This is a genomic window from Oceanobacillus massiliensis str. N'diop (assembly GCF_000285495.1).
Taxonomy (GTDB): domain Bacteria; phylum Bacillota; class Bacilli; order Bacillales; family Amphibacillaceae; genus Oceanobacillus; species Oceanobacillus massiliensis.
In genome coordinates, this window is record NZ_HE610976.1 from 766,297 (window position 1) to 788,726 (window position 22,430).

General features: G+C 41.3%; 24 protein-coding genes. 10 read left to right on the forward strand and 14 right to left on the reverse strand.

Annotated features, from left to right (window positions below; all coding sequences use genetic code 11):
* Nucleotides 1-259: 259 nt before the first annotated feature.
* The 3 genes from OMHG_RS03675 to OMHG_RS03685 are packed head-to-tail and all read right to left on the reverse strand — an operon-like array spanning nt 260 to nt 2,642.
* Nucleotides 260-778 (reverse strand): YwhD family protein, encoded by a 519-nt coding sequence (locus OMHG_RS03675; protein WP_010648432.1) that lies wholly within the window; start codon nt 776-778, stop codon nt 260-262.
* A gap of 60 nt (nt 779-838) precedes the next feature.
* On the reverse strand, nt 839-1,333 hold the full coding sequence (locus OMHG_RS03680; protein WP_010648433.1) for a YwgA family protein: 495 nt from the start codon (nt 1,331-1,333) through the stop codon (nt 839-841).
* Nucleotides 1,323-2,642, reverse strand: a complete 1,320-nt coding sequence (locus OMHG_RS03685; RefSeq protein ID WP_010648434.1) for an HD domain-containing protein — start codon at nt 2,640-2,642, stop codon at nt 1,323-1,325. Before OMHG_RS03685 ends, OMHG_RS03680 begins: the two co-directional genes overlap by 11 nt.
* 82 nt (nt 2,643-2,724) lie before the next feature.
* On the opposite strand from OMHG_RS03685, the gene OMHG_RS03690 reads away from it, so the two are divergent.
* Nucleotides 2,725-3,582, forward strand: a complete 858-nt coding sequence (locus OMHG_RS03690; protein WP_010648435.1) for a lipoate--protein ligase family protein — start codon at nt 2,725-2,727, stop codon at nt 3,580-3,582.
* A 127-nt stretch (nt 3,583-3,709) separates the two neighbouring features.
* Here the strand turns inward: OMHG_RS03690 and pta are convergent, their stop codons facing one another.
* A complete protein-coding gene (gene pta, locus OMHG_RS03695; protein WP_010648436.1) occupies nt 3,710-4,687 on the reverse strand; it encodes a phosphate acetyltransferase in 978 nt (325 codons plus the stop codon).
* A 234-nt stretch (nt 4,688-4,921) separates the two neighbouring features.
* Between pta and hemQ the strand changes: the two genes are divergently transcribed.
* The 4 genes from hemQ to OMHG_RS03715 all read left to right on the forward strand — a co-directional run bounded on the left by hemQ (nt 4,922) and on the right by OMHG_RS03715 (nt 6,968).
* Nucleotides 4,922-5,671, forward strand: coding sequence for a hydrogen peroxide-dependent heme synthase (gene hemQ / locus OMHG_RS03700; RefSeq protein WP_010648437.1), 750 nt, complete (start codon nt 4,922-4,924; stop codon nt 5,669-5,671).
* A gap of 302 nt (nt 5,672-5,973) precedes the next feature.
* Nucleotides 5,974-6,117 carry a hypothetical protein gene (locus OMHG_RS18235; RefSeq protein WP_154648218.1) on the forward strand — a complete coding sequence of 48 codons (144 nt, stop codon included), beginning with the start codon at nt 5,974-5,976 and terminating at the stop codon, nt 6,115-6,117.
* A 43-nt stretch (nt 6,118-6,160) separates the two neighbouring features.
* Nucleotides 6,161-6,622: a spore coat protein GerQ gene (gene gerQ / locus OMHG_RS03710; protein WP_010648439.1), complete on the forward strand. Its 462-nt coding sequence runs from the start codon at nt 6,161-6,163 to the stop codon at nt 6,620-6,622.
* Between the two features lie 94 nt (nt 6,623-6,716).
* Complete coding sequence (locus OMHG_RS03715; protein WP_010648440.1) at nt 6,717-6,968, forward strand: hypothetical protein; 252 nt, start codon at nt 6,717-6,719, stop codon at nt 6,966-6,968.
* On the opposite strand, the gene OMHG_RS03720 is transcribed toward OMHG_RS03715, so the two are convergent.
* The 5 genes from OMHG_RS03720 to OMHG_RS03735 form a co-directional block, all read right to left on the reverse strand.
* A complete protein-coding gene (locus OMHG_RS03720) occupies nt 6,963-7,334 on the reverse strand; it encodes a DUF423 domain-containing protein (protein ID WP_010648441.1) in 372 nt (123 codons plus the stop codon). The genes OMHG_RS03715 and OMHG_RS03720 overlap by 6 nt on opposite strands.
* A gap of 24 nt (nt 7,335-7,358) precedes the next feature.
* Complete coding sequence (locus OMHG_RS03725; protein WP_147629000.1) at nt 7,359-7,709, reverse strand: YwdI family protein; 351 nt, start codon at nt 7,707-7,709, stop codon at nt 7,359-7,361.
* Nucleotides 7,710-7,777: 68 nt separating this feature from the next.
* Complete coding sequence (locus OMHG_RS18725) at nt 7,778-7,945, reverse strand: hypothetical protein (protein ID WP_010648443.1); 168 nt, start codon at nt 7,943-7,945, stop codon at nt 7,778-7,780.
* Between the two features lie 358 nt (nt 7,946-8,303).
* The gene (locus tag OMHG_RS03730) at nt 8,304-8,621 is read right to left on the reverse strand and encodes a phasin family protein (RefSeq protein ID WP_010648444.1); all 318 of its coding nucleotides are present in this window, start codon (nt 8,619-8,621) and stop codon (nt 8,304-8,306) included.
* Nucleotides 8,622-8,635: 14 nt separating this feature from the next.
* The gene (locus tag OMHG_RS03735) at nt 8,636-10,279 is read right to left on the reverse strand and encodes an ABC1 kinase family protein (protein ID WP_010648445.1); all 1,644 of its coding nucleotides are present in this window, start codon (nt 10,277-10,279) and stop codon (nt 8,636-8,638) included.
* Between the two features lie 209 nt (nt 10,280-10,488).
* Between OMHG_RS03735 and OMHG_RS03740 the strand changes: the two genes are divergently transcribed.
* The gene (locus tag OMHG_RS03740; RefSeq protein WP_010648446.1) at nt 10,489-11,832 is read left to right on the forward strand and encodes a YjiH family protein; all 1,344 of its coding nucleotides are present in this window, start codon (nt 10,489-10,491) and stop codon (nt 11,830-11,832) included.
* Nucleotides 11,833-12,178: 346 nt separating this feature from the next.
* Here OMHG_RS03740 and OMHG_RS03745 read toward each other — a convergent pair whose 3' ends face one another.
* Both OMHG_RS03745 and ku read right to left on the reverse strand, forming a co-directional pair.
* Nucleotides 12,179-13,189, reverse strand: coding sequence for an acyltransferase family protein (locus tag OMHG_RS03745; protein ID WP_010648447.1), 1,011 nt, complete (start codon nt 13,187-13,189; stop codon nt 12,179-12,181).
* A gap of 213 nt (nt 13,190-13,402) precedes the next feature.
* The gene (gene ku / locus OMHG_RS03750) at nt 13,403-14,251 is read right to left on the reverse strand and encodes a non-homologous end joining protein Ku (protein WP_010648448.1); all 849 of its coding nucleotides are present in this window, start codon (nt 14,249-14,251) and stop codon (nt 13,403-13,405) included.
* 175 nt (nt 14,252-14,426) lie between these two features.
* Between ku and OMHG_RS03755 the strand changes: the two genes are divergently transcribed.
* On the forward strand, nt 14,427-16,229 hold the full coding sequence (locus tag OMHG_RS03755) for a DNA ligase D (RefSeq protein WP_010648449.1): 1,803 nt from the start codon (nt 14,427-14,429) through the stop codon (nt 16,227-16,229).
* A 91-nt stretch (nt 16,230-16,320) separates the two neighbouring features.
* Here the strand turns inward: OMHG_RS03755 and OMHG_RS03760 are convergent, their stop codons facing one another.
* Nucleotides 16,321-16,761 (reverse strand): OsmC family protein, encoded by a 441-nt coding sequence (locus OMHG_RS03760; protein ID WP_010648450.1) that lies wholly within the window; start codon nt 16,759-16,761, stop codon nt 16,321-16,323.
* Between the two features lie 212 nt (nt 16,762-16,973).
* On the opposite strand from OMHG_RS03760, the gene OMHG_RS03765 reads away from it, so the two are divergent.
* Nucleotides 16,974-17,948: a DUF4003 family protein gene (locus OMHG_RS03765; RefSeq protein ID WP_010648452.1), complete on the forward strand. Its 975-nt coding sequence runs from the start codon at nt 16,974-16,976 to the stop codon at nt 17,946-17,948.
* 103 nt (nt 17,949-18,051) lie between these two features.
* Here OMHG_RS03765 and OMHG_RS03770 read toward each other — a convergent pair whose 3' ends face one another.
* Together OMHG_RS03770 and OMHG_RS03775 are read right to left on the reverse strand one after the other, a co-directional pair.
* On the reverse strand, nt 18,052-18,849 hold the full coding sequence (locus OMHG_RS03770) for a TerC family protein (RefSeq protein WP_010648454.1): 798 nt from the start codon (nt 18,847-18,849) through the stop codon (nt 18,052-18,054).
* Between the two features lie 335 nt (nt 18,850-19,184).
* Nucleotides 19,185-20,918, reverse strand: a complete 1,734-nt coding sequence (locus OMHG_RS03775; RefSeq protein ID WP_010648455.1) for a phospho-sugar mutase — start codon at nt 20,916-20,918, stop codon at nt 19,185-19,187.
* A gap of 185 nt (nt 20,919-21,103) precedes the next feature.
* Here OMHG_RS03775 and OMHG_RS03780 point away from each other — a divergent pair, with 185 nt between their 5' ends.
* Together OMHG_RS03780 and OMHG_RS03785 are read left to right on the forward strand one after the other, a co-directional pair.
* Nucleotides 21,104-22,198 carry an AI-2E family transporter gene (locus tag OMHG_RS03780; RefSeq protein ID WP_044476696.1) on the forward strand — a complete coding sequence of 365 codons (1,095 nt, stop codon included), beginning with the start codon at nt 21,104-21,106 and terminating at the stop codon, nt 22,196-22,198.
* A 30-nt stretch (nt 22,199-22,228) separates the two neighbouring features.
* Complete coding sequence (locus OMHG_RS03785; RefSeq protein ID WP_010648457.1) at nt 22,229-22,417, forward strand: SE1832 family protein; 189 nt, start codon at nt 22,229-22,231, stop codon at nt 22,415-22,417.
* Nucleotides 22,418-22,430 lie beyond the last annotated feature (13 nt).

Below are 22,430 nucleotides of genomic sequence, written 5' to 3' on the forward strand. Positions count from 1 at the left end.
GTCCGGCTGCACCTGTAAACATACAAAAAAACAGCCAACATCCTGGTTGAGTCCGTCTCACCTGGTAGTTGGCTGTTTTTTGTCCTAGTAAACATGAGTTAGCCCATGTATTCATAGTTTACAAATTTTTCTTTGAAAGTACAACAATTTCGGATTATGTTCACGATTCAGTCACAAAATTGACAAATTTATATGTTTGCCCGCTCTTGAGCTAAGGATATATGAATCGGTGCTTAGTTCAAGAGGCATTGCAGTTATATTATTGCGGGAGGGCGTTTTTCAATTCTTCTGTTGAGTTGTTCCACATTCCCTCATTAAAATTGACAAGGAAATCTTTCAGCAGTTTTTGGGATTGTTCATCCATATGTTCAACAATTATCTTGCCTTTAAGAGATTTTTCCATATAGGTTACATGCTGTGCCATCGATTTATATGCCCGCTTGATTTCACGGTCTACTCGAATTTCGCAGCCAGTAACGCCTGCATAGTAAGGGCCATTTTCTCCTTGCTCGACGTTTACCCAGACGATCCAATATAATTTCCCATTGGGTACTTCGTTTTTATCGGAGATCCATTTTACCCGGCGCTCGACGTCGCTGCGGGCATGCATGGCGCCCATATCTACATATGCTTTGTTTTCATTTGGATCGACAATAACCGAGGACATGTTTTCCAGGCTAATGGTGCCGGCACCATAACCGCCATGGCCATCTGTTGAATCATCCTTAATGATTGTAAAAGCATTTTTCTTTTTGTTTGAAGGTTGATCTGAACTCATTTTTGCGCCTCCTATCCTAGCTACAGGCTATTGTAGCATAGGTGATTCTTTACTTTTAATTTAATGCTTGATCTTCTCAATAAAGTTTAATGCATCCTGAATTTCTTCATCACTGAACTTTTGCTTCGGTTTTACCGTATGGACTTTATCGATACACTCCTGAATTGGCAGGTCATCGAAAAAGAGCATAGTTGATACGAGTTCCAGAAAACGGGCGCTTTTTTCTTTTAGCAGACTCACTTTTTCCGTTATATCAGGCATCTCCAATGAAAATTGATGTAAGAAGTCTTCCCCAGCGGACGTTATTTTATAATTATATTGGTAGTAATTGCTTTTTTCTTCCTTTTTTTCCAGCAAAAATCCGAGATTGCATAGTTCTTCTACTCGGAGGGTGAGTTCCTCTGAATAGGGACCATAGAAGTGGAATTGGTATTTTTCTTCAAAGGGGATATCGCACTTCTGTAAAATATAAATCATTTTTTGCAGTTTTTTGCGTCCACTCACGTCATCGGCCACAGAGAAAAACTGCATTAATTTTGCGTGATTATTCAACATCTTCTTTCGCTCCCTGCCCATACAAAATTTCCTTGATCCGTTTTTTTACAGCTTCATTCTTCAGTTCGTTCAATCGGTCTTTCGGATAATACAGCTTATGATCGGTCCGCTTTTTACCCGAGATTGCTTCAACAATATCTGAATGTCTGGATAGCTCTTTCAAACTGCCATCCGGCATTAATAAGTGGATTGGCAGACGTTCCTCTTCTTCGCCTGGCCGATAGAAATCATACGGCAGATCGGAGGAAGAGTCGACGACAAGATAGTATTCCGGATCGATTCCAGCTTCCTGGAACAGCTTATACAGCTCGATCCATTCACTCATCTGGGAATTAGGATTGAACTCCACATATTTGAAGAGACGTCTGTTCATGAATCGCTCGCATAGGTCCCTCAGTATCTGATCATCTTCATTCTGCCAAAGCTGAAAGTAATAATGAACAACCATTTCATCCAGCCTTAAATAATCCTTCAGGTCAACCTCCCCTTCAAAAAAGGAAAGGAAGTGTATAGGCTGAAGCTTGAATGTATATTCCTTCGTTTCGTATAAAAATTTCGCCCGGTGGAGAATTTTTGATAGAATGACTTCCGCACTTCTTGTCACCGGATGAAAATAAACCTGCCAATACATCTGGTAGCGGCTCATAATATAATCCTCCACAGCATGCATTCCTGTCGATTTAATGACCACCTGATCATCGATAGGGCGCATGAGTCTGAGAATCCTTTCCATATCAAAATGGCCGTAGCTGACGCCAGTGAAGTAGGCATCCCGCTGGAGGTAATCCATTCGGTCGGCATCAATCTGACTGGAAATTAAGCTGACTACCAATTTATCTTCGTATGTTTTTGCAATGACATCTGCAACTTTTTTGGAAAATCCCGGACTGACACGTTCCAGAATTTTGTTTACTTCGGTATCCCCAATGATAATCTGCTGGGTAAAGTATTCATGGTCCAGCTTAAAGACCTTTTCAAAGGAATGGGAAAATGGTCCATGCCCCAAATCGTGGAGCAGTGCAGCACATAGGCAGAGCAAGCGTTCATCATTATTCCAATGCGGGCGGTCTTGAAAATTATTGATAATCCGCCGGACAATCTCATATACCCCAAGTGAATGGTTAAAACGGCTATGCTCGGCACCATGGAATGTCAGGTTTGTTGTTCCAAGCTGCTTGATGCGGCGCAATCGCTGAAATTCCGGGGCAGCAATCAAATCCCAGATTACCCTGTCCCTTACATGTACGTAACGGTGGACAGGGTCTTTAAATACCTTTTCTTCCGATAATTGTTCATCTCTATAAGCCATTTCTTCCCCATCCGATCTTTTTCGACGATTTTAGTTTATTATATAATAGATAATCAGAGGATTAAAGAGTAAGGAGGCAATTATGAAAAACTGGAAAGAAATCATTCGTCATTCGACATTTCGATATATCGACCATAGTGGAGATGAATATTTTCACAATAAACCTTATACTGCATTGACTTCCTTTGCGGTTGACGATGTGCTTGCCATGTCTGTAAGCAATGGTGAATCTCCCCCTGCGATACGACTCTGGGTACACCCGCCGACGATTGTTCTGGGCATTCCCGATGCGAGGCTCCCCTATCTTAACGAAGGAATCCAATACCTTGCCGATAAATCCTATCATGTAGTTGTCAGGAATTCAGGCGGACTGGCAGTGGCGCTTGATGAAGGTGTACTGAATATCTCGCTGGTTATTCCAGGCATCCGCCACCTTTCCATCCAAGATTGCTATGAGGCAATGGTCAGCTTTGTCCAATACATGCTGCGGGATTTGACCGATGCTGTAGAAGCTTATGAGATTGTTGGCTCCTACTGTCCCGGCGATTACGATTTAAGTATTGGCGGAAAGAAATTTGCCGGCATTTCCCAAAGAAGAGTCAAAGACGGTGCAGCAGTGCAAATCTATCTTGATGTGGAGGGTGATAGTAATAATAGGGCCGCTATCATTCAGCATTTTTATGCCATCAGCAAGAAAAATGAACAGACAAAATTCGACTACCCTGAAGTCAATCCAGATGTAATGCGTTCACTATCGGAACTGCTTGGCATCGAATTGACTGTCAGCGATATGAAAAAGCGAGTGCACGATGCACTGAACGATTTCAGCGAGCAAATAATCGAAAGGGAATTTTCCCCTGAGGAGCATTCCGTTTTCGATAAAAGATATGCCCAAATGATCAAGCGAAATGAGACCGTAGCGCTACTTCAACAGAAATAGCCTGTCATTTACGTGGAATGCCAGGCTGGAAGCGGAGTTATCCGCATTTCGCAAGATTTCCAGCGCCATTGTCCCTTCCAATATAAAAAAACCTGCATCAGTCCTATCTGATGCAGGCTTTTTCGGTTTACTCAGCCACTGCCTGTGCTGCGGTTATAAGTGCAAGATGATAAACATCTTCTGAGCTGCAGCCGCGGGAGAGGTCATTAACCGGTTTGTTCAGGCCTTGTAAAATGGGACCTACAGCTTCGAATCCACCTAGACGCTGGGCAATCTTATAGCCTATGTTTCCGGCTTCCAGACTAGGGAAGATAAATACATTTGCATCCCCTTTTAGTACAGAGCCCGGGGCTTTCTTTTCTGCGACACTTGGTACGATTGCTGCATCGAATTGGAATTCTCCATCGATTACAAGTGAAGCGTCCTTTTCTTTTGCAATTTGCAATGCTTCCGCAACCCTTTCCGTTTCTTCCGATTTGGCGGAACCCTTGGTCGAAAAGCTCAGCATTGCCACTCGAGGCTCTATGCCAAATAATTGCGCAGTAGCTGCACTTTCGGTAGCAATCTCTGCTAAATCCTGACTGTCCGGCGCAATATTAATTGCACAGTCAGCGAATACGTATTTTTCATCCTCCTTGACCATGATGAAGACACCGGACGTTTTTTTGATTCCTTGTTTTGTTTTGATAATCTGCAATGCCGGGCGCACGGTATCAGCAGTGGAATGCGCTGCACCGCTTACGAGACCGTCTGCCTCATTCATATAGACCAGCATTGTTCCAAAGTAATTTTCATCGAGCAGGATCTTACGTGCATCCTCTTCCGATGCCTTACCCTTACGCCGCTCTACGAATGTGTCGACCATTTCATCAAATTCCGCATAGTCATTTGGGTCAAGAATCACACAGGATGATACATCCACACCAATTTCATCGGCTTTGCCCCTAACACTTTCGTTGTTTCCAATCAGTACGGGTGTCAAGATTTGCTCCTTGCTTAACTTGCTTGCCGCCGTCAGGATACGTTCGTCCAGACCTTCCGGGAAAACTATTTTTTTATTTGCTGAAGATACCTTTTCTTTTAACTGATCAAATAGTGAGCTCACCTGAGAAACCTCCATCTTTCACACTTTGTGCATTACGTAACAATCATAAAGGATTGCTCCAGATATTTAAAGAAAAAATTTTCTTCTGTTAGGTTTTTCGTTAACATTTTATGACAAACATTTGACAATAACCGTAAATCGCAATCATTGTTTCCCCTTTCATATGATTAGAATACCCTTCTTGTGCTATAGTAAAAACATAAAAGGTATTTTAAGAATAAGGAGTGTATCAATATGGCAGAAGCAGTAGTTACCGTTGACGGATGGTCGGCATTACATGATACCCGCACATTTGACTGGACTTCATGGAAATTGACATCACCTGAAGAACGGGCAGCAGCGGTAAGTGAATTTAAAGAACTTATCGCAAAATGGGAAGCAGTTGAAGAGGCAAAAGAAGGCAGCCATAGCATTTATAAAGTTGTCGGCAATAAGGCTGATTTAATGTTCGTCTTTCTGCGTGAAACAATGGATGAACTTGAAACCATTAAAACTGAAATCAATAAAACAAAACTTGGTGATTATCTTATTCCTGGATATTCATATGTATCGATTATTGAAATGACGATGCATAACCCAATGGATCAAGGAAACGACCGTGAATTATCCCCATATGTAAAAGAACGTCTGAAACCGACGATGCCAAAATGGGAGCATGCATGCTTCTATCCAATGTCCCGCCGTCGTACACCAGATGCAAATTGGTTTGAAATAGATAAGGAAGAGCGTACGAACTTGCTTTACGAACACGGTTTGACCGGCAGAAAATATGCTGGAAAAGTAAAAGAGATCATTACTGGATCGATCGGTTTGGATGAATGGGAATGGTGTGTAACACTTTTCGCGCATGATCCATTACAATTCAAGAAGATCGTTTATGAAATGCGCTTTGATGAAGTGACTACCAAGTACGCTGAGTTTGGGGATTTCATTGTAGGTAATTACTTGCCAAAAGAAAACGTCGATGCCTATTTCGCCTTATAAAAAACTGATAGCTTTCCTTGTAAAAACAGCTATAACCGGCTTTCCGTCAATTGCGATGGAAAGTCTTTTTATTGTCATTTTATTGGGCATCTGTGCATACAAATATTTAGTGAGTTCAACATCACGATTAGACAGAAGTGTGCATCGGTTTTATGGCAATTGCCGCTTCCTTAATTCAAAGGCAGCAGCAGGCCTTCTGGCAAGAATTATCGCTCAAAAAGCCGAGGGGGAATGCTATTGGCTGGAAACACCGGTATCCTAGCGCCAAACTTAAGAATGCCACAAACAGACAGAGGAGGACCATGTTAAACAGACAGATACAAATCATCCTGCTATTTGCTGCCCCTGCAGCCAAGGATTGTCCAAAGGCAACCGGTAAATATAAGCAAGTCGTTCCGCGTTCATCAGAAGGAAGAACAAATTTCAGAACAACAAATATAAGCTAAAAGCTTCTTTGCTTATATTAATCAATCTACAGGAGGTTTTGTCATGAGTGAGAATCAGAATAACACCAATCCGCAATATCAAAATCCAGGCCCTCAAAGTCCATATTACTACTATCCGCCTTCATCTCCAGCATACTATCCTTTATATAACGCCAGACAATATCAGCAAGCTCCAGCACCACAACCGACAGCACAGCAGGCAACAGATATACCTGGTATGCTGCCCCTGCAGCAATCATACATTGAAAATATTTTACGATTAAATCGGGGTAAGCTTGCAACCTTTTATTTAACGTTTGAAAATAATAGCCAATGGAATGCAAAGACTTTCACAGGGATTATCGAAGCTGCTGGAAGGGACCATATTATATTGAGTGAGCCGGATACAGGCAGACGTGTGCTATTATTGATGATTTATTTGGACTATGTCGTCTTCAATGAGGAAATTAATTACGAATATCCATATGGTAGTACGCAACAGATGGCCGACTTTTCACCAAGGTAAGCTGAAAGAAGAACAATAGAAAAAGGATGAAGCCGGTGTCATGCGGTTCATCCTTTATTCCATTTGCTTCAACTTAAGAGAGGCGATTATTCCTATGAGACATCCATATAGAAAACTGGTGCAGATGGAGTTATTTTTACTTCTATTCGCCTTTTTGGCCGGAATCGCTGCACTAATTGCAGGATACATCATTATTTTGTTCCTATCGATTTATCTGATTGTATTCAGTTTGATTTGTGATGCCATGATTTTATTGAATACACGCCATCCTGCTGAAGCTGGAAAACAAGCTATCCGCGCAGTGATGCTATTTTTATTTATGACATATCTCCTGTTTCGCCTATAGATATTTTATGAGGGCGATACCAAGCAGTACCCAACCTATCAAAAAGGCCACACCACCGATTGGCGTTATCATTGCAAAAGTTTTAATCGATGTTAGTGAATAAACGTACAGGCTGCCGGAGAATAGAATAATCCCTGCAAAGAACATCCATCCGCTTGTTGCAAATAGACTGCCGTTCTGATACTTCGCCAAAAGCAATCCGACAGCAACCAATGCCATGGTGTGGAACATTTGATAGGTAACCGCTTTTTCCCAAGTCGCAATAGCCTTCTCGGAAATTCTGCCTTCCAGGCCATGTGCGCCGAATGCTCCAAGTGCTACTGCTAAGAATCCATTGATTGCAGCTAATATTAAAAGTAATTTCATTTTGTTTGTACCTCTTTTCTATTTCTAAAAATCGAATATGGATTTTCCATTTGCTTCTTCGTGTTCAGCGAATGATGGCTGCTTTGACTGGACTGTGTTACTGCCAGCCTGATTACCGATCATTGCTTTGATTTCTTCTTCCGTAAAATCATTTTCACTGGTTTTATTTACTGACGGCCGATCTTCATCTTCCTCCAGGAACAAATCACATAACAGGCGTACATTTGCAATATGGTCAACCATTTTCTTGCGTGCGTGCTGGTTGTCTTTTGCCTGATGTAATTCGTGAATCATTTTTTGAATGATCTTCTCATCTGCCACTGCCAATTGTAATGCCCCTTCCTTTTTAACTCCATTATTATAGCATGATTGCAATTGAAATTATAGATTTGCCTATCCTTCATTCCAATAGAAAAAGCCCTCGAATTTTCAAGAGCTCTGCATCATGAATTCATTGTATATAGATAACAGTCTTTTTGTTTTAACTCAGTTTCCAGCTGTTCTTTGGTATAGCGTTCATACATCCATTGCAAAAATTTCACTTCATCCTCCTGCAACTTTCTGCCAAGCTTCTCGGTCGTACTGTTACATATCTGAAAAAAGCTTTTCATCCCGCCTACACTCCCCCTATACTGTACACTGAAGTTACATGTTCATTATAACGGTTCCGAATAGAGGAATCAACAGAAATCATAAAAATATCCAGAATTTACAGATTTGTTTTTTGTAAATTTTTGTAAAAATAAATGCAGATTAAAACTGCGATATCGTGGCTTCGGCTGATTTCTGCTCCGGGCCTGCATGTGCTTTTCGCGGCAGGTGATGGGACCAATGCTCTCCCGGTGCGAAGGAACAAGGGAGTTAACGCAAGCGTTACCGATTAGGAAACCATGATTTGCAAAATAATCCATAGGAGGGTTCATCATCAGCATAAAAAAAGAGTGAACCCGAATAGGTTCACTCTTTGCATCAATTTGGCTGATGGTCTATTTGTTCATTTAATTTATCCTCGAGCACCGTAATGCGAGCTCTTAGTTCATTGATATCTTCTTTTGTAGCAATACCGTATTCTTTTGCCATTTTTTGTGTCTGCTCATATTGTTTGGCATTCCATTCGTCTTTCTTCATGCTGCCTTTTTCAATATAATTCTGCATGACTGTTTTAGCCTGTTCTTTGGAAAGTTCGTTTTTATCAACGAGCTCCTTCAGTTTCTGGTCTAATTTTTCCTTACCGTTAACTGCTGCGCCAAGACCAAGCAAGAAGCCTCTTTTTAAATAGTCACTCATGTTCAACACCCCCCTTACCTTCTGGATCGGATCAGTCTGTAATGGTTCATGAAAAACAAGTTCAGTAAAAACAGAAACACTCCAATGAGCACCAGTCCAATAATCGCCATTGCATGCAGCTGGGCACTGAATCCCCAAATGGAGACGGCAATACCTGTTACTACCATCATAAAGGAAATGACCTCAAGTAGTAAATAAAATTGATGCTTCATATGGATATAATGTTTTTCTTTATCCCAGTTTCTATTCTTTTCCCCACTTTCGAGAAAACTTAACAATGCCCGTGGGTAAGATAGTATCGGTTCCGTCAGATTCTTGGCATATTGTTTGGTTACTGATTCCACAATACTCTTCCGGCCAAACCACGATTTTATTTGAGGAAGCGCCCATCTTTTCACATCCATTTCCGGATAGATTGCGAATAAGATGCCGATAACAATCGATACTGCCCTGATTAGATAGGCATAATCCGCGGGCAGCTGTATGGGCTGCTCCTTCAATATTACGCCAATATCCTCGCCGAGACGGTCCATCACCTTGGCATCAAGGTTTTTCATCGACCCATCCGAGTACATATCAACGGTTTCCTTAATCACCCTTTTCAATTTCTTCTTATCTGCCTGTGGCAAGATAAAGTTCATCTTATCAAGTGCCGATATCACAATATCGTAGTTATCGATAATAAACCCCTGCACCAGCAGCTTAAATTGCTCCGTATCCTCTTTCTTAATCTCACCGACCATCCCAAAATCGATGATTGAAATGGTGCCATCCTTCTGTATGAGGATGTTGCCTGCATGTGGATCAGCATGGAATTTTCCCGGATTAAGAAATTGGTCTATATAATGGTCAAACAAGTTTTTGGTTACCTTCTCTATATCTATATTATGCTGCTCCATAAATAAAATATCGGTTATTTTTACACCTTCTACCCATTCCATAACGATAACACGCTCTGTACATAAATCATGATGGTATGCCGGTATGTGGATATTTGCGTTATCTTGATAGCGTTCTCGGAAATACTCTCCAAACTCCAGTTCCTGTTCATAATCGAGTTCACGGTTCATGACTAGGACCAATTCTTTATAGAGGGAGTTTAGATCCGCCTTCTTCCCAAACGCGGTAATTACTTTCAATATCCAGAAAACTATCCGCAATGCGATAAAGTCCTTATGGAAAACCTCTTCAATCCGGTGGCGCCTGACCTTGATTGCCACCGATTCCCCATCCCTCAGTTTGCCGCGATACACATCTCCAATGGATGCTGAGGCAAATGCGGTATTTTCCATGATCTGAAGATGGGTGCCAATCGCAGTTCCCCATTCTTTCTCAATGGAGGCAAGTGCGGTTTCAAACGGCATTGGCGGCACATGGTCAACCAATTCATCCAATTCCCTTATGAAGACTTCCGGCATAAAATCTGTTCTCGTACTTAGAAATTGCCCTACCTTGATGAGTACTCCTCCAAGCCTTTCCGCCTTTTCCCGGTATTCTTTGGCCATCCTATAGAGCATATTATCCCATCGTTTGACCGTTTTCTTATCCCAAACCTTATTTTTAAAATTAAAATAATAGATTTTAATAATGAACTTGACTGCCATCCAAACAATAATGGTGCTTCGATACAGTATATTATATTTAAATAATTTGCCCACAAACAACACCTCATCAGTATTTACCCCAAATAGACACCTTCTAATACATTTAACGATATCGAATTGTACCAGGTTTGTACAGGTTCAACCAACCGTCAAGGGAAAATCTTACAGTCAGCCGATATTGAATATAATTTCATAAAGTTGTATAATCATACAGTTGGATTTATTTATAGGAAATTCGGGTAATAGAGTTGTTGGAGGTTATTATGAAGAAAAATGCGACGATAAATCATTGGAAATTTATTATTCCCTCTTTGATTGGTGTCTTCCTGTTTATGGTGCCAATCGAAACAGAGGATGGCGTTACAATCCCAATTGCCATTTTGGCAAATAGCGTGCAGTCTTTGCTTGCTGAGCAGTTATCAGCTATCATGATGATCATTATTGTCATAACAGCGATCATGACAATTATAGCAAAACTTGCTGGCAAAGATGCCTTTGCTAAGACACCATTTTTCCAGCAATTATTTTATACGAGTCCTTTCTGGGCCATAACACGGATTATCGCGGCGATTTTCGCAGTGATGGTTTATTTCGAACTTGGACCGGAGGCTGTTTACGGAGAAAATACTGGCGGAATGCTGCTGGACAGCCTTCTGCACGTATTGTTTGCAGTCTTTTTATTTGCCGGGCTGTTCCTGCCGCTTTTGACAAACTTCGGATTGCTTGAATTGTTTGGTACATTGATGACAAAAATTATGCGTCCATTATTCCGCCTTCCGGGCAGGTCCTCTGTTGATGCATTGGCATCATGGATCGGTGATGGAACCATCGGCGTTCTCCTGACAAGCAAACAGTACGAAGAAGGAAATTATACGAAAAGGGAAGCAGCCGTAATCGGGACAACCTTTTCGATTGTATCCATCACGTTCTCCCTGGTTGTTCTGACAGAGGTCGAACTTGAGTATATGTTTATCCCGTTTTATTTGACTATAGCATTCGCTGGATTAGTTGCAGCATTAATCATGCCGCGTATCCCACCATTATCCAGAAAGGCTGATAAGTATATCAGCGAGTCTTCTGATGGGATTGATGAATCTATTCCATCTGGTGACAATGTGCTCACATTCGGATACAAGAAAGCATTGGAACGCGCTTCTAAAGAAACAAGTGTCTATAAGTTCTTTAAAGAAGGCGGACAAAATATACTCGACATGTGGATGGGGGTGGCACCGGTCGTAATGGCATTCGGACTGGTAGCCTTGATGATTGCTGAGTATAGTCCTGTCTTCCAATGGCTGGGGATGCCGTTTATTCCGCTCCTGGAGTTAATGCAGGTTCCCTATGCTGCAGAGGCATCTGAGACAATCCTGATTGGCTTTGCCGATATGTTTCTCCCTGCAATACTTGGATCATCGATCGAAGCCGAGATTACTCGATTTATCATTGCAGCTCTCTCTGTAACACAGCTGATTTACATGTCCGAAGTCGGTGGATTGTTATTGGGCTCCAAAGTGCCGGTTTCCTTTAAGGATCTGGTTTATATTTTCCTGCTCCGTACCATTATCACTTTACCGATCATTACACTGATTGCACATATGATATTTTAATTTAAAACATTTCACTATTTTTAGCAATATCATGTGACGAACGCTCCGGAAATAAACTGCGCTTTCGCGGGCTCGCGCTGAAGATATAGCAAGAAGCGGTTTTTGTTTCTAAGGAAGCTGAAAAGCGCCCACAGTGGAAATCGACTGCCGGGAGCGGAAATTGACCGTAGCTGATACGTTATAGTTTATGACTTATCAGACCATAACTAACATCTTAAAGAAGACAGCCAAAGCAAAGAAGCAGGCGATCCTCCATCGGAACGTCTGCTTCTTCTATATATATTTTGAAAAAGGGGGGTACATGATTATACGTTTTGCTATCTGAAAAGTTTCATATTTATCGGTATTACGTGTGTGCCGAATGGTCTTTTCCTTTAATCGCTTTTTTTATGATAGATGCTCTTCCTTCAATAAATGGCTGCCATAAGCCAAGGACAGGTTTGCTTGAAAGGACTAGAACAATTAATGATGTAATGGCCGCAAGTCCAAGCACATCCATAACACCATTCACTTCAAATAAATCTTTTTGACGGAAATACTGTACGAAGAAACCGTGCAGCAGGTAAACATATAGTGTCCTTCCTCCAAGATTTGTAAGCCATCCAAAGTTTTTCGACGGTATCCATGCAAGAACACTGGCGACCATAACTGCAGCTGTAATATAAACAAGCAGTCTGGCAATTCCACCGTAATTCTCCATACCTAAATCGCCATATGATTTCGAGGCAAGCAGCCAACCAGAATTAAAGTCTGGCAGATAATAGATTGCAGCTGCCAATGCTGCCATTACAGCAATTGAAGCCACTTTTACAAATCTGTGCTTCACCCACATAATCTGCTTTTCCGTTAGCCAATAGCCAATCAGGAAAAACGGGAAGAACACAAAGGTGCGCGAGAGACTGAATGTATGGCCAATCTCTCCGAAATAGCCAACAATAAGACCAATCATAATAGATAGTGAAATGCTTAAGGATGCCGGCATTTTTTTGAACCAAAATAAAAGGATATGCCAGCTGAACAGACTGAACAGGAACCATAATGACCAATGCGGGTAAAAAATCCCCGCCTGCCAGTCAGCCTTACCGATATAGAAATAATAGATGGTATATAAGATCTGGAAAATAAGATATGGAACTAATAATTTCTTGGCCAGCTTCAATACATATTCTTTATTCCCTGATCCTTTTGCAAAAAATCCCGATAACAGGATAAATGCAGGCATATGGAAAGTGTAGATCCACATATATAACGTGTTCATTCCTTTTGATCCCTCAACGAACGGCTGAATCATGTGACCGAAGACAACTAAAAAGATCAAGATAATCTTTGCATTATCAAAAAACGCATTCCTTTTCATAGATACTCATCCCTCTTAAATGTCAATTTTGCATGTAATAATCACTTTACCCCTTTTTTATGCAAATTGCATTCGAATTTCACCGATTTCATCATACTGTAAATACTTTGTTAGAAGTGCGACAAAATGAAGCGGATTTGTAATAAGAATGTCTTATATTGGCAATTATGGAATTGCGCAAAAAAAAAGCCTCCTGCTTGAGAAGGAGACATTTCAGGTCGCAGCCTTTTTCTTCTGTGCTGCGGTTTTCGTTTTGCGCTTTGTTGGCTGTTTTGGTTTTGGCTTGTCTTTTTTTGCCCTGTCCAGCGATGCCTGCAGTGCATCCATCAGGTTGGTCACATTATCTGGTACAGGCTTGTCTTTTGCCGTGGTTGTCTGTTCTTTATTTTTCTTTTCTTCTATCAGGTCTAACAGTGCCGTTCGATATTCATCCTGGTACTTATCTGGTTCAAACTCCGCTGTCAGCTGGTCAATCAGCATTTTGGCAGTGTCGAGTTCCTTTTTGACGATCTTCACTTCTTCTGGAATATTTGGCACATCCTGTACGCTGCGCACTTCATCTGGATAGTGGATTGTTTCGACAACCAATGTATTCTGATATACCCTAATTACTGCAAGCTGCTCCTTTGAACGGATGATCATTTTTGCAATACCAATCTTGCCTGTATCACTCAACGCACTGCGCAGCAATCCATATGCCTTACTGCCACCCTCATTTGGTGAAAGAAAGTAGCTTTTTTCGAAATAAATCGGATCAATATCTTCAAGTTTTACGAAATCGACAATTTCTACTGCTTTGTCTTCCTGTTCCTTCTTTAATGCTTCAAGCTCTTCATTGTCAAGAATGACAAATTTGTTTTTGGCATATTCGTAAGCTTTCACAATATCCTCATTCTTAATTTCGCGTTCGCAAACCGGACAGACCTTTTCATACTTTACAGGTGACTTGCATTCCTTATGGAGCTGTCTTAGCTTGATGTCTTTGTTTTCTGTTGCGGCATGCATTTTTACAGGAATATTTACTAACCCAAAGCTGATGGTACCTTTCCACATTGTATGCATCATGTAACCTCCTTTTCTTTAGTGTGCTGATCGTTTCATTTTTTATGAGAAGAAAGTAAAAATGCGGGCAGCATAGCCCAGGGGTACAGCAGCAGACTTCCGTATTTAATTCGGTGCTGTTTTGGTTAGTATCTCCGAAACAAGCCATTTTAATAGTATGGAGGTGTTATTGGAAATGGACCTAATGAAGCCAATAGCAAGTTCAGCTATCCCAGATGGCGATGATTGGATCTATCAAGTGAAATATGATGGTTTCCGCTGTGTTTTGACATGGGAAATCGACGGGACGATTCAATTAACGAGCAAAAATAACAAGGACCTCACAGAGGGTTTTCCTGAAATAGCAGCATTCTGTCTGGAAAACCATTCTGTCTTTAAGCCGTCTTTGCCACTCCGTCTGGACGGGGAACTGGTTATTTTAAATCATTTGTATCAGGCCGATTTTCCATCGATCCAAAAGCGGGGAAGGCTAAAAAATAAAGTAGCCATTCAAAAATCCTCAGAAGAAAGGCCAGCAGTATTGATGGTCTTCGATATATTGGAAATAAAGGGTTCATCCTGCAAAAAGCAGAAGTATTCCATGAGGATGAAGGTATTGGAAGGATTATTCCGGAAGCTGAAAATAGCTGGGCGCATACAGCTGGTAACGACATTCACTTCGATTGAGGCAATCAAGAAAATCGTATTCGATGCGAAGGGAGAAGGAATCGTTGCTAAGCGCAAGACGAGCAGTTACATTGCCGGAAAAAGTCATCAGGATTGGTTTAAGATCAAAAATTGGCGAACGATTCAAGGTTTCCTGACAGAATATGACTTAAAAAATGCTTATTTCAATGTGACGGTTTATCGGGACGGTGAATATAAATCTGTCGGAAAGTGTAAACATGGACTGGATACAGGTTCCTTTCAGACCCTAAAGCAATTGTTTCTGTCGAACGGAGAAAAACAGGAGCAACGCTATCAGCTGCCGCCAGCAATCTGCACTGCCGTACACACACTGGACCTATATGACGACGAACTGCGCGAACCCGAATTTGCTGCGCTGCTGCCAGATGCAAAACCTGAAGATTGTACAGAAGAGAAACTACAGCTCGATCTGGCCATGATTCCTGCAGCTATTGAGCCGACTAATACAGACAAATTACTGTGGCCGGATGCTCTTTACTCGAAGGGCAATCTTCTCTCCTATATGCGTGAGTTATCTCCGTATATGCTCCCTTTTCTGCAGAATAGGATGCTAACTGTCATACGATGTCCCGACGGTATAGATAAGGAGCATTTTTTCCAAAAGCATCTGCCTGATTATGCTCCTGATTTTATTGAATCGTTTCCGTCCGGGGAGGACAAAGCCATTGTTTGCAACAACCTGGAATCGCTCGTCTGGTTTGCCAACCACGGGGCAGTGGAGTATCATGTGCCTTTTCAGACTATCCACAGTTCCGTTCCAGCCGAGATTGCATTTGATCTTGACCCACCGGACAGGGAACACTTTCATTTAGCAATCCGCGCTGCTACTTTAATCAAAGCGATACTTGATGATCTTGAGCTTCATTCGTTTATCAAAACATCAGGCAATAAAGGCCTGCAGATTTATATTCCAATCCGAACAGGCAGCATGACTTACGAGGAAACAGCAACCTTTACGCAGGCAATTGCATGGACGATTGAGAACACCTATCCAGAATTATTTACAACCGAAAGAATGAAAAAGAAACGAAAGAACAGACTGTATATCGATTATGTTCAACATGGAAAAGATAAAACATTGATTGCCCCCTATTCACCAAGAATGACAAAAGAGGGGACGATTGCAACTCCCCTATTCTGGAAGGAAGTAAAAGAAGGGTTGCATCCGACGCAGTTCACCCTTGGCAATATCCTTGGACGGATACAGAAATGGGGATGTCCATTTGCTAATTATTTCCAAACCGCAGAGGTCCAAAGACTTGATAAAGTACTGCGGCTGGTCAGAGACTAAATACTAGGAAATAAGGCAGAGCATATTGCCGCACATACTTAGTCAGCCATTAATATGCAAAAGGCCGCTCCATAAAGGAGCGACCTTTTCCTCATCTTATTGTCGCCTGCAGTTCCAGCACGACATTTCCTTGAATTGCACGAGAAATCATACAGCTTTTCTCCGCTTTTTCGACAAGTTTCTTTAATTTGCTATAGTGTTCCTCTGTAGCGGTTTCTTTTAATAGGACGGTTGGACGGTGTATGATTTTTTTATATGTGATGATACCATTTGTAACATCCACAATTCCCTCTGATTCATGTGACATTTCCTTAAGCGGAAGCTTTGCCCGCTCTATCATGGCGGCCAATGTAATCACATAGCATGTTGCCGCAGCCCCTAAGAGCATTTCATCTGGATTGGTCCCGATACCCGGCCCGTCCATTTCCTGGGGGATCGAGATCTTTGTTTTTAGATTTCCTGCTTCGATATAGCCTTCACTGTTCCGCCCACCTGGCCAGTCCGCCTTTAAATGAAAATGATGTTCTGCCATTTCAATCACCTCTCCATTAGTTTATAACAGCAGGCAACGAAACTGAAACAAAAACAAAAATTTAAATAAAACAAATCCTTTCTCCGCAATACAAGCCGGCGATTGCATATGAAGCTCAAGTTAAGGGAAACAAGATAACAGCTGAAAACGAAACCATTTATCCCATGAAGACGTATTAATAGGCAGTGACCTAATGGAAAGGCGGAATATGTATGCAAGATAAAGTTACTGGATTTGCAGAACTATATTATAAACTTAATGATGGCTTGAAATGGAAGGTTTCAGACAAGAGGATCCTGATGACCATTGCTTCCATGTATGCTATGAACCATAAAACACTGGATTTGGATAATCTTTTGAGGATAGCTGACCGTATTAAAGATAAAGCTGGACTATTCTCTGCAATGAAGTCCTATTCCAGATTTACAGCCGCGGCAGCTTTGGATGTAAAATTCGAGCAGCCTGATGCCCAAATCAATCAGCTGTTCCAACTCTATGATTTATTCAGAAAGGCGAAATTCAGCAGTGGTGTATATACGTATCTTGCTGCTTCAACCGTTCTGACAAATCCCGACAGCAGCTTCACATACGATCAAATCATCAGAAGAACGAAGGAATTACATGATGGAATGAAAAAAGAACATGTTTTTCTAACAGGAGCGAGCGATTATCCGCTTGCTGTATTGCTCGCCTATGAGCATCAAACCGATATCATACAGCAAATGGAAATGTACTATGACGAATTAAGTAAGTATGGATTCTGGAAGGGAAATGATCTGCAGTTTTTAAGCCATATCCTTACACTGGACAGAGAAGCACAGACAGATGATTTAGTCGGCCGCACTGTTGCGGTTATGGATGCATTCAGGGCCTCTGGCATTCGTCCAAAACAATTATATTATCCGGTAATTGGTATGCTTGCATTGCTTGATATGCAAACATTCGATATGTCGGAAGTTACGTCGATGTACCATGCCCTCAATGAAAAGAAAGGCCTTAAATGGTATAAGGATATGAATGTGATTATGGCTGCAACCCTATATATTAATGGGAAACAGGAAAATAACAGTCTTGCAGAGGCAAGCATCCATACAACACTGGAAACCATATTACAGGCACAGCAGGCCGTCATGATTGCGACAATCACCGCCGCTACAACTGCTGCTAATTCATCGAATAACAGCTAGTATTTAAATAAGCAGTATTTTTGAGAGGAAACTACCTATGTATTCCAGCCTAAAAATAAAAAAGCAATCCTGCCCATTTAGAGCGGATTGCTTTTTTCAGATGTTAAGCTGTTTCCTCTTTTTTCTTATTCGAACCAGAAGCGAACCAGCCGACAACTGCAATAAGTACTAATACACCATAGAAAATGGATTTCCACAAGGTAGAATGCGGGAATTCATGCGGAATCCATTCGATATCAGGATGAGCAAAAACCATAACTGCCAGTTTTACACCAACCCATCCAACAATTACAAAAGCTGCTGTCTCAAGGCCTGGTCTGTCATGGAGCAATCCAACAAATATATTGGCTGCAAAACGCATGATAATCAGACCGAGCATACCACCTGCAAATATAACTGCAAACTGACCTGTATCCAGACTTCCAATTGTTCCAAGTCCTGTTGGCGGCAAAGCTACTGCCAGCGCCACTGCAGCAAGGATGGAATCGACTGCAAAGGCAAGGTCGGCAAATTCCACCTTAGCAACAGTAGTCCAAAATTCTTTTTTCGTTGCTTCTGGTTCCTCCCCAACTTTAATCGGTTCCTTCAGCTTCTCTACATCATCTTCAGATTTGGCTGTAAACTTTCCATACAAATTCTTTATCGATATGAACAGCAGATAAAGTGCTCCCAGTGCTTGCACTTCCCATAGATCGACAAGGAAGGAAATGATAAATAGGGATCCAAACCGAAGCACGAATGCCCCTGCCAGTCCATAGAACAAGGCTCTTTTCCGTTGTTTCTCCGGAAGATGGCGCACCATAATCGCTAAAACAAGTGCATTATCGGCGGCCAGCAAGCCTTCAAGTCCGACTAGAACAACCAATACCCATAAATACTCTAACAATAATTCTGTTCCCATTTGTTCTCTCCTTTAAAAAAATAGTCTCATTAGCAGATAAGAGCACAAAAAGAGACCTTTACCTGCTAATGGGTAAAGGTCTCGCTAACAACGATCGTTGCCAATTAAGCCGGAGATATAATCTCGTAATGACGACTTTAATTGTACAGCTACTCCCCTTTAGGAAATATTAAGCTAATAATCATTAAACCCCTTAAACCTTTAATTGTCAAATTTCGACTGCCCTTATTATATATAGAGTATTCTCCATTATCGACAACATTAAACCGGTTTTTTTATTTGGCAAGTCACTATTTGATTTGCAAGAAAAATAACTGGTTTGCAGGAAAATATCTTCAGTTGATAATTGCAGCTATTTTTTGGTCCATTGTATCTTTAAGTGCTGCCAGCAGCTGTTTACTATGTTCGTCACTCTTTCCGCGTACACCATAATAGCATTTAATTTTTGGTTCTGTACCCGATGGACGCAGACAAACCCAGCCGTCTTCCTCTAAGATGAATTTCATCATGTTTTCCTGCGGGAGGTCGATTTTTTCCTTTTTGTCCTCTTTTACAAGAATACGTTCACTCGTTAAGTAGTTTTCGATTTTTTCAACTTTGATGCTAGCGATATCATGGAACGGTTTTGAACGGATATCATCCATAATCTCAGCAATTTGTTCAGAGCCTTCCTTCCCTTTAAGGGTCAATGAAGACATTCCTTCCAAATAATAACCATGTTTTTCGTAGAGAACATCCAAGGCATCCAGCAATGTTTTCCCTTGCCGTTTCCAGTAATAGGCCATTTCCGTCGCCATCACGGCAGCCTGTACGGCATCTTTATCGCGGACAAAGCTGCTGATCAGGTAGCCATAGCTTTCCTCGAATCCAAAAATGAAGGTTTCCCCTGTAGAGTCAAACTGATCGATCTTTTCACCGATGAATTTAAACCCTGTTAAGGTATCAATTGTTTCTACCTGGTTCGCATCGGCTATCGCTCTTCCAAGTTCAGTAGTCACAACCGTTTTTATCATTCTGGAATTTTGATAGACCGTTGGATTACTATGTGTCAAAATATAATCCAGCATTAATGAACCTAGCTGATTACCAGTTAATACTTGGTATTCTCCTGCCTTATTTTTAACGGCAACACCAAGTCTGTCTGCATCGGGGTCCGTTCCGAGCAGAATATCGGCGTCCTTCTTTTGTCCAAGCTCGATAGCCAGTTTAAATGCCTGATGTTCTTCCGGATTTGGTGATTCTACTGTGGAAAACTCCGGATCTGGGCTTGCCTGTTCTTCAACGATGGCAACATTGGTGAAGTTTAGCTGTTTCAGCCCCTTTGTCACCAGATTGTAGGCTGTACCATGCAATGGTGTGAATACAATCCCAAGATCTTTTTCCTGTTTCTGAACTTCCGCAGTCATTCTGGAAATCTGAACGAGACGTTCCAAATAGGCATTGTCGATTTCATGCCCGAGCCAGTTAAGAAGCTCCTTCTCTTCCAGTTCTGCTTTCTCCACATAAGGAACTGCCAGCTCATCCTCTGTCTGTCCGATTGCATCAATGATCCTGCTTGCTTCTTCGGGAGTAATCTGTCCGCCGTTTTCGTTATATACCTTAAAACCATTATAATCTGGCGGATTATGACTGGCTGTAATCATTATCCCTGCAGCCGTCCCCAAATAGCGGACTGCAAAGGAGAGCAGCGGAGTAGGGCGCAACGTTTCAAAGACATGTGTTTTTATACCATAATGGCCAAGTACCTTGGCAGATTCCACCGCGAATTCAGGTGACATGTATCTGGAATCATAAGCGATGACTACACCTCTATCCTTCACATTCACACGGTTTGTCAGAAGATAGTTCGCGAGCCCATTCACAGCTTTTCTTACCGTATATATATTCATTCTGTTAATACCGGCACCAAGCACACCTCTCATGCCGCCAGTTCCGAATGTCAATTCTTTATAAAAGGCATCTTCAAGTGCATTTTTATCATCTTTTTTCGTATGTAATTCTGTTTTTAAGGAATCATCAAGATTTGCGAATGTATTCCATTTTTGATAGATCTTTTCCCAGTTTCCCATTTCAGTGCCCCCATCTTACAATTGTATGGTCAAATTTTAGCATACTTCTTTATTTTATTCTATAAGACTTGTTTAGCCGCTGGCAAATGAGGAAATAATTCTAATAGAGCTTTAACAGACTTTCTATTATCGGTTTTTGCAGGTAATATAGATATAGGAGAATTAGAGAGAAAGTAGTGATCTGATTGGCAAATAGACGTTGGTTTAGAGTTTTGGTATTCTTCATCCTGTTCTTTTTACTTGTTTTATTGATTTCCAAGACTACGTTCATTTTCTTCCCAATCATTCAATTGATTGGTGCAGTGGCATTTCCGATTATCGGTGCCGGTATCTTATACTATCTATCAAAACCGGTCATGCATTTTTTTGAAAAGTATAAGGTTCCAAGAATCCTAGCGATTATTCTTGTATTTCTATTGATTCTTGCATTAGGTTATCTATTTGTCATGTTTATCTGGCCGATTGTCAGGGATCAGGTCATGAATCTTGTTAATAGTATTCCATCGATGGTGACAATGATAGAGGACTTCATCGATTATTGGCAGGCGAATTATACGAATATCCCTGATCAGGTCTTATCGGCAATCAATAATTTCACCGATAATCTGCCAACCCGTATTGAAAATTTATTAAATAATCTATTTGGATTTATCAGCGGATTCATCGGACATGTGATCAGCTTTGTTGCAAGCATCGTACTGATTCCTTTCTTCCTGTTCTTTATGCTGAAGGATGGAGACAAGCTGGTGCCTTTTATAACTCAGGTTTTCAGCGAGAAAAAAGCCGAAAATATCCGCAGCCTTTTAGGCAAGATAGATGGCGTACTGTCTTCCTTTATTCAAGGACAGCTGATTGTTAGTTTTGTTGTCGGTATCTTGCTATTGATTGGCTATTTAATTATCGATCTTGAATATGCACTGGCACTTTCCCTTTTTGGTATGCTTACGAATGTGATACCTTATCTTGGGCCATTTATCGCCGTAATACCCGCCCTTCTGGTTGGTGTATTCCAGGATCCGATGAATCTAGTCTGGATTTCCATTATCATGCTGGCGGCACAGCAATTGGAAGGCAACTTGATTTCACCAAATGTGATGGGACAGGCTCTTAATCTGCACCCGCTAACCATTATCACAGTCATCCTGGCTGCAGGAAGCATCGCAGGATTTATCGGCATCTTGTTTGCAGTACCATTCTATGCTGTGCTTCGTACGATTATCGTTCATTTTTATCATACCTATGTGAGATCGAAGAAGAAAAAAGAAGACGCATTGATTTAAGTTCAATATGTATAGGGGGAGCTTTCGTTTATGAATAAGCAGGAGTTATTAGCAAAACTGGATGAATTAAAGTCCGATTACGTTCGGATTCAGAGTGATTTGGATAAACTGGAATATGTAAAAGGCAGGGTTTCCTCTGCTGAGGGCCAGCTGATTCGTCTTGAAGGCGAGATTGCGGAAGTAAACCGTCAGCTGGCGGCATTGGAAGAACAGGAGTAATAATTGCAAAAGG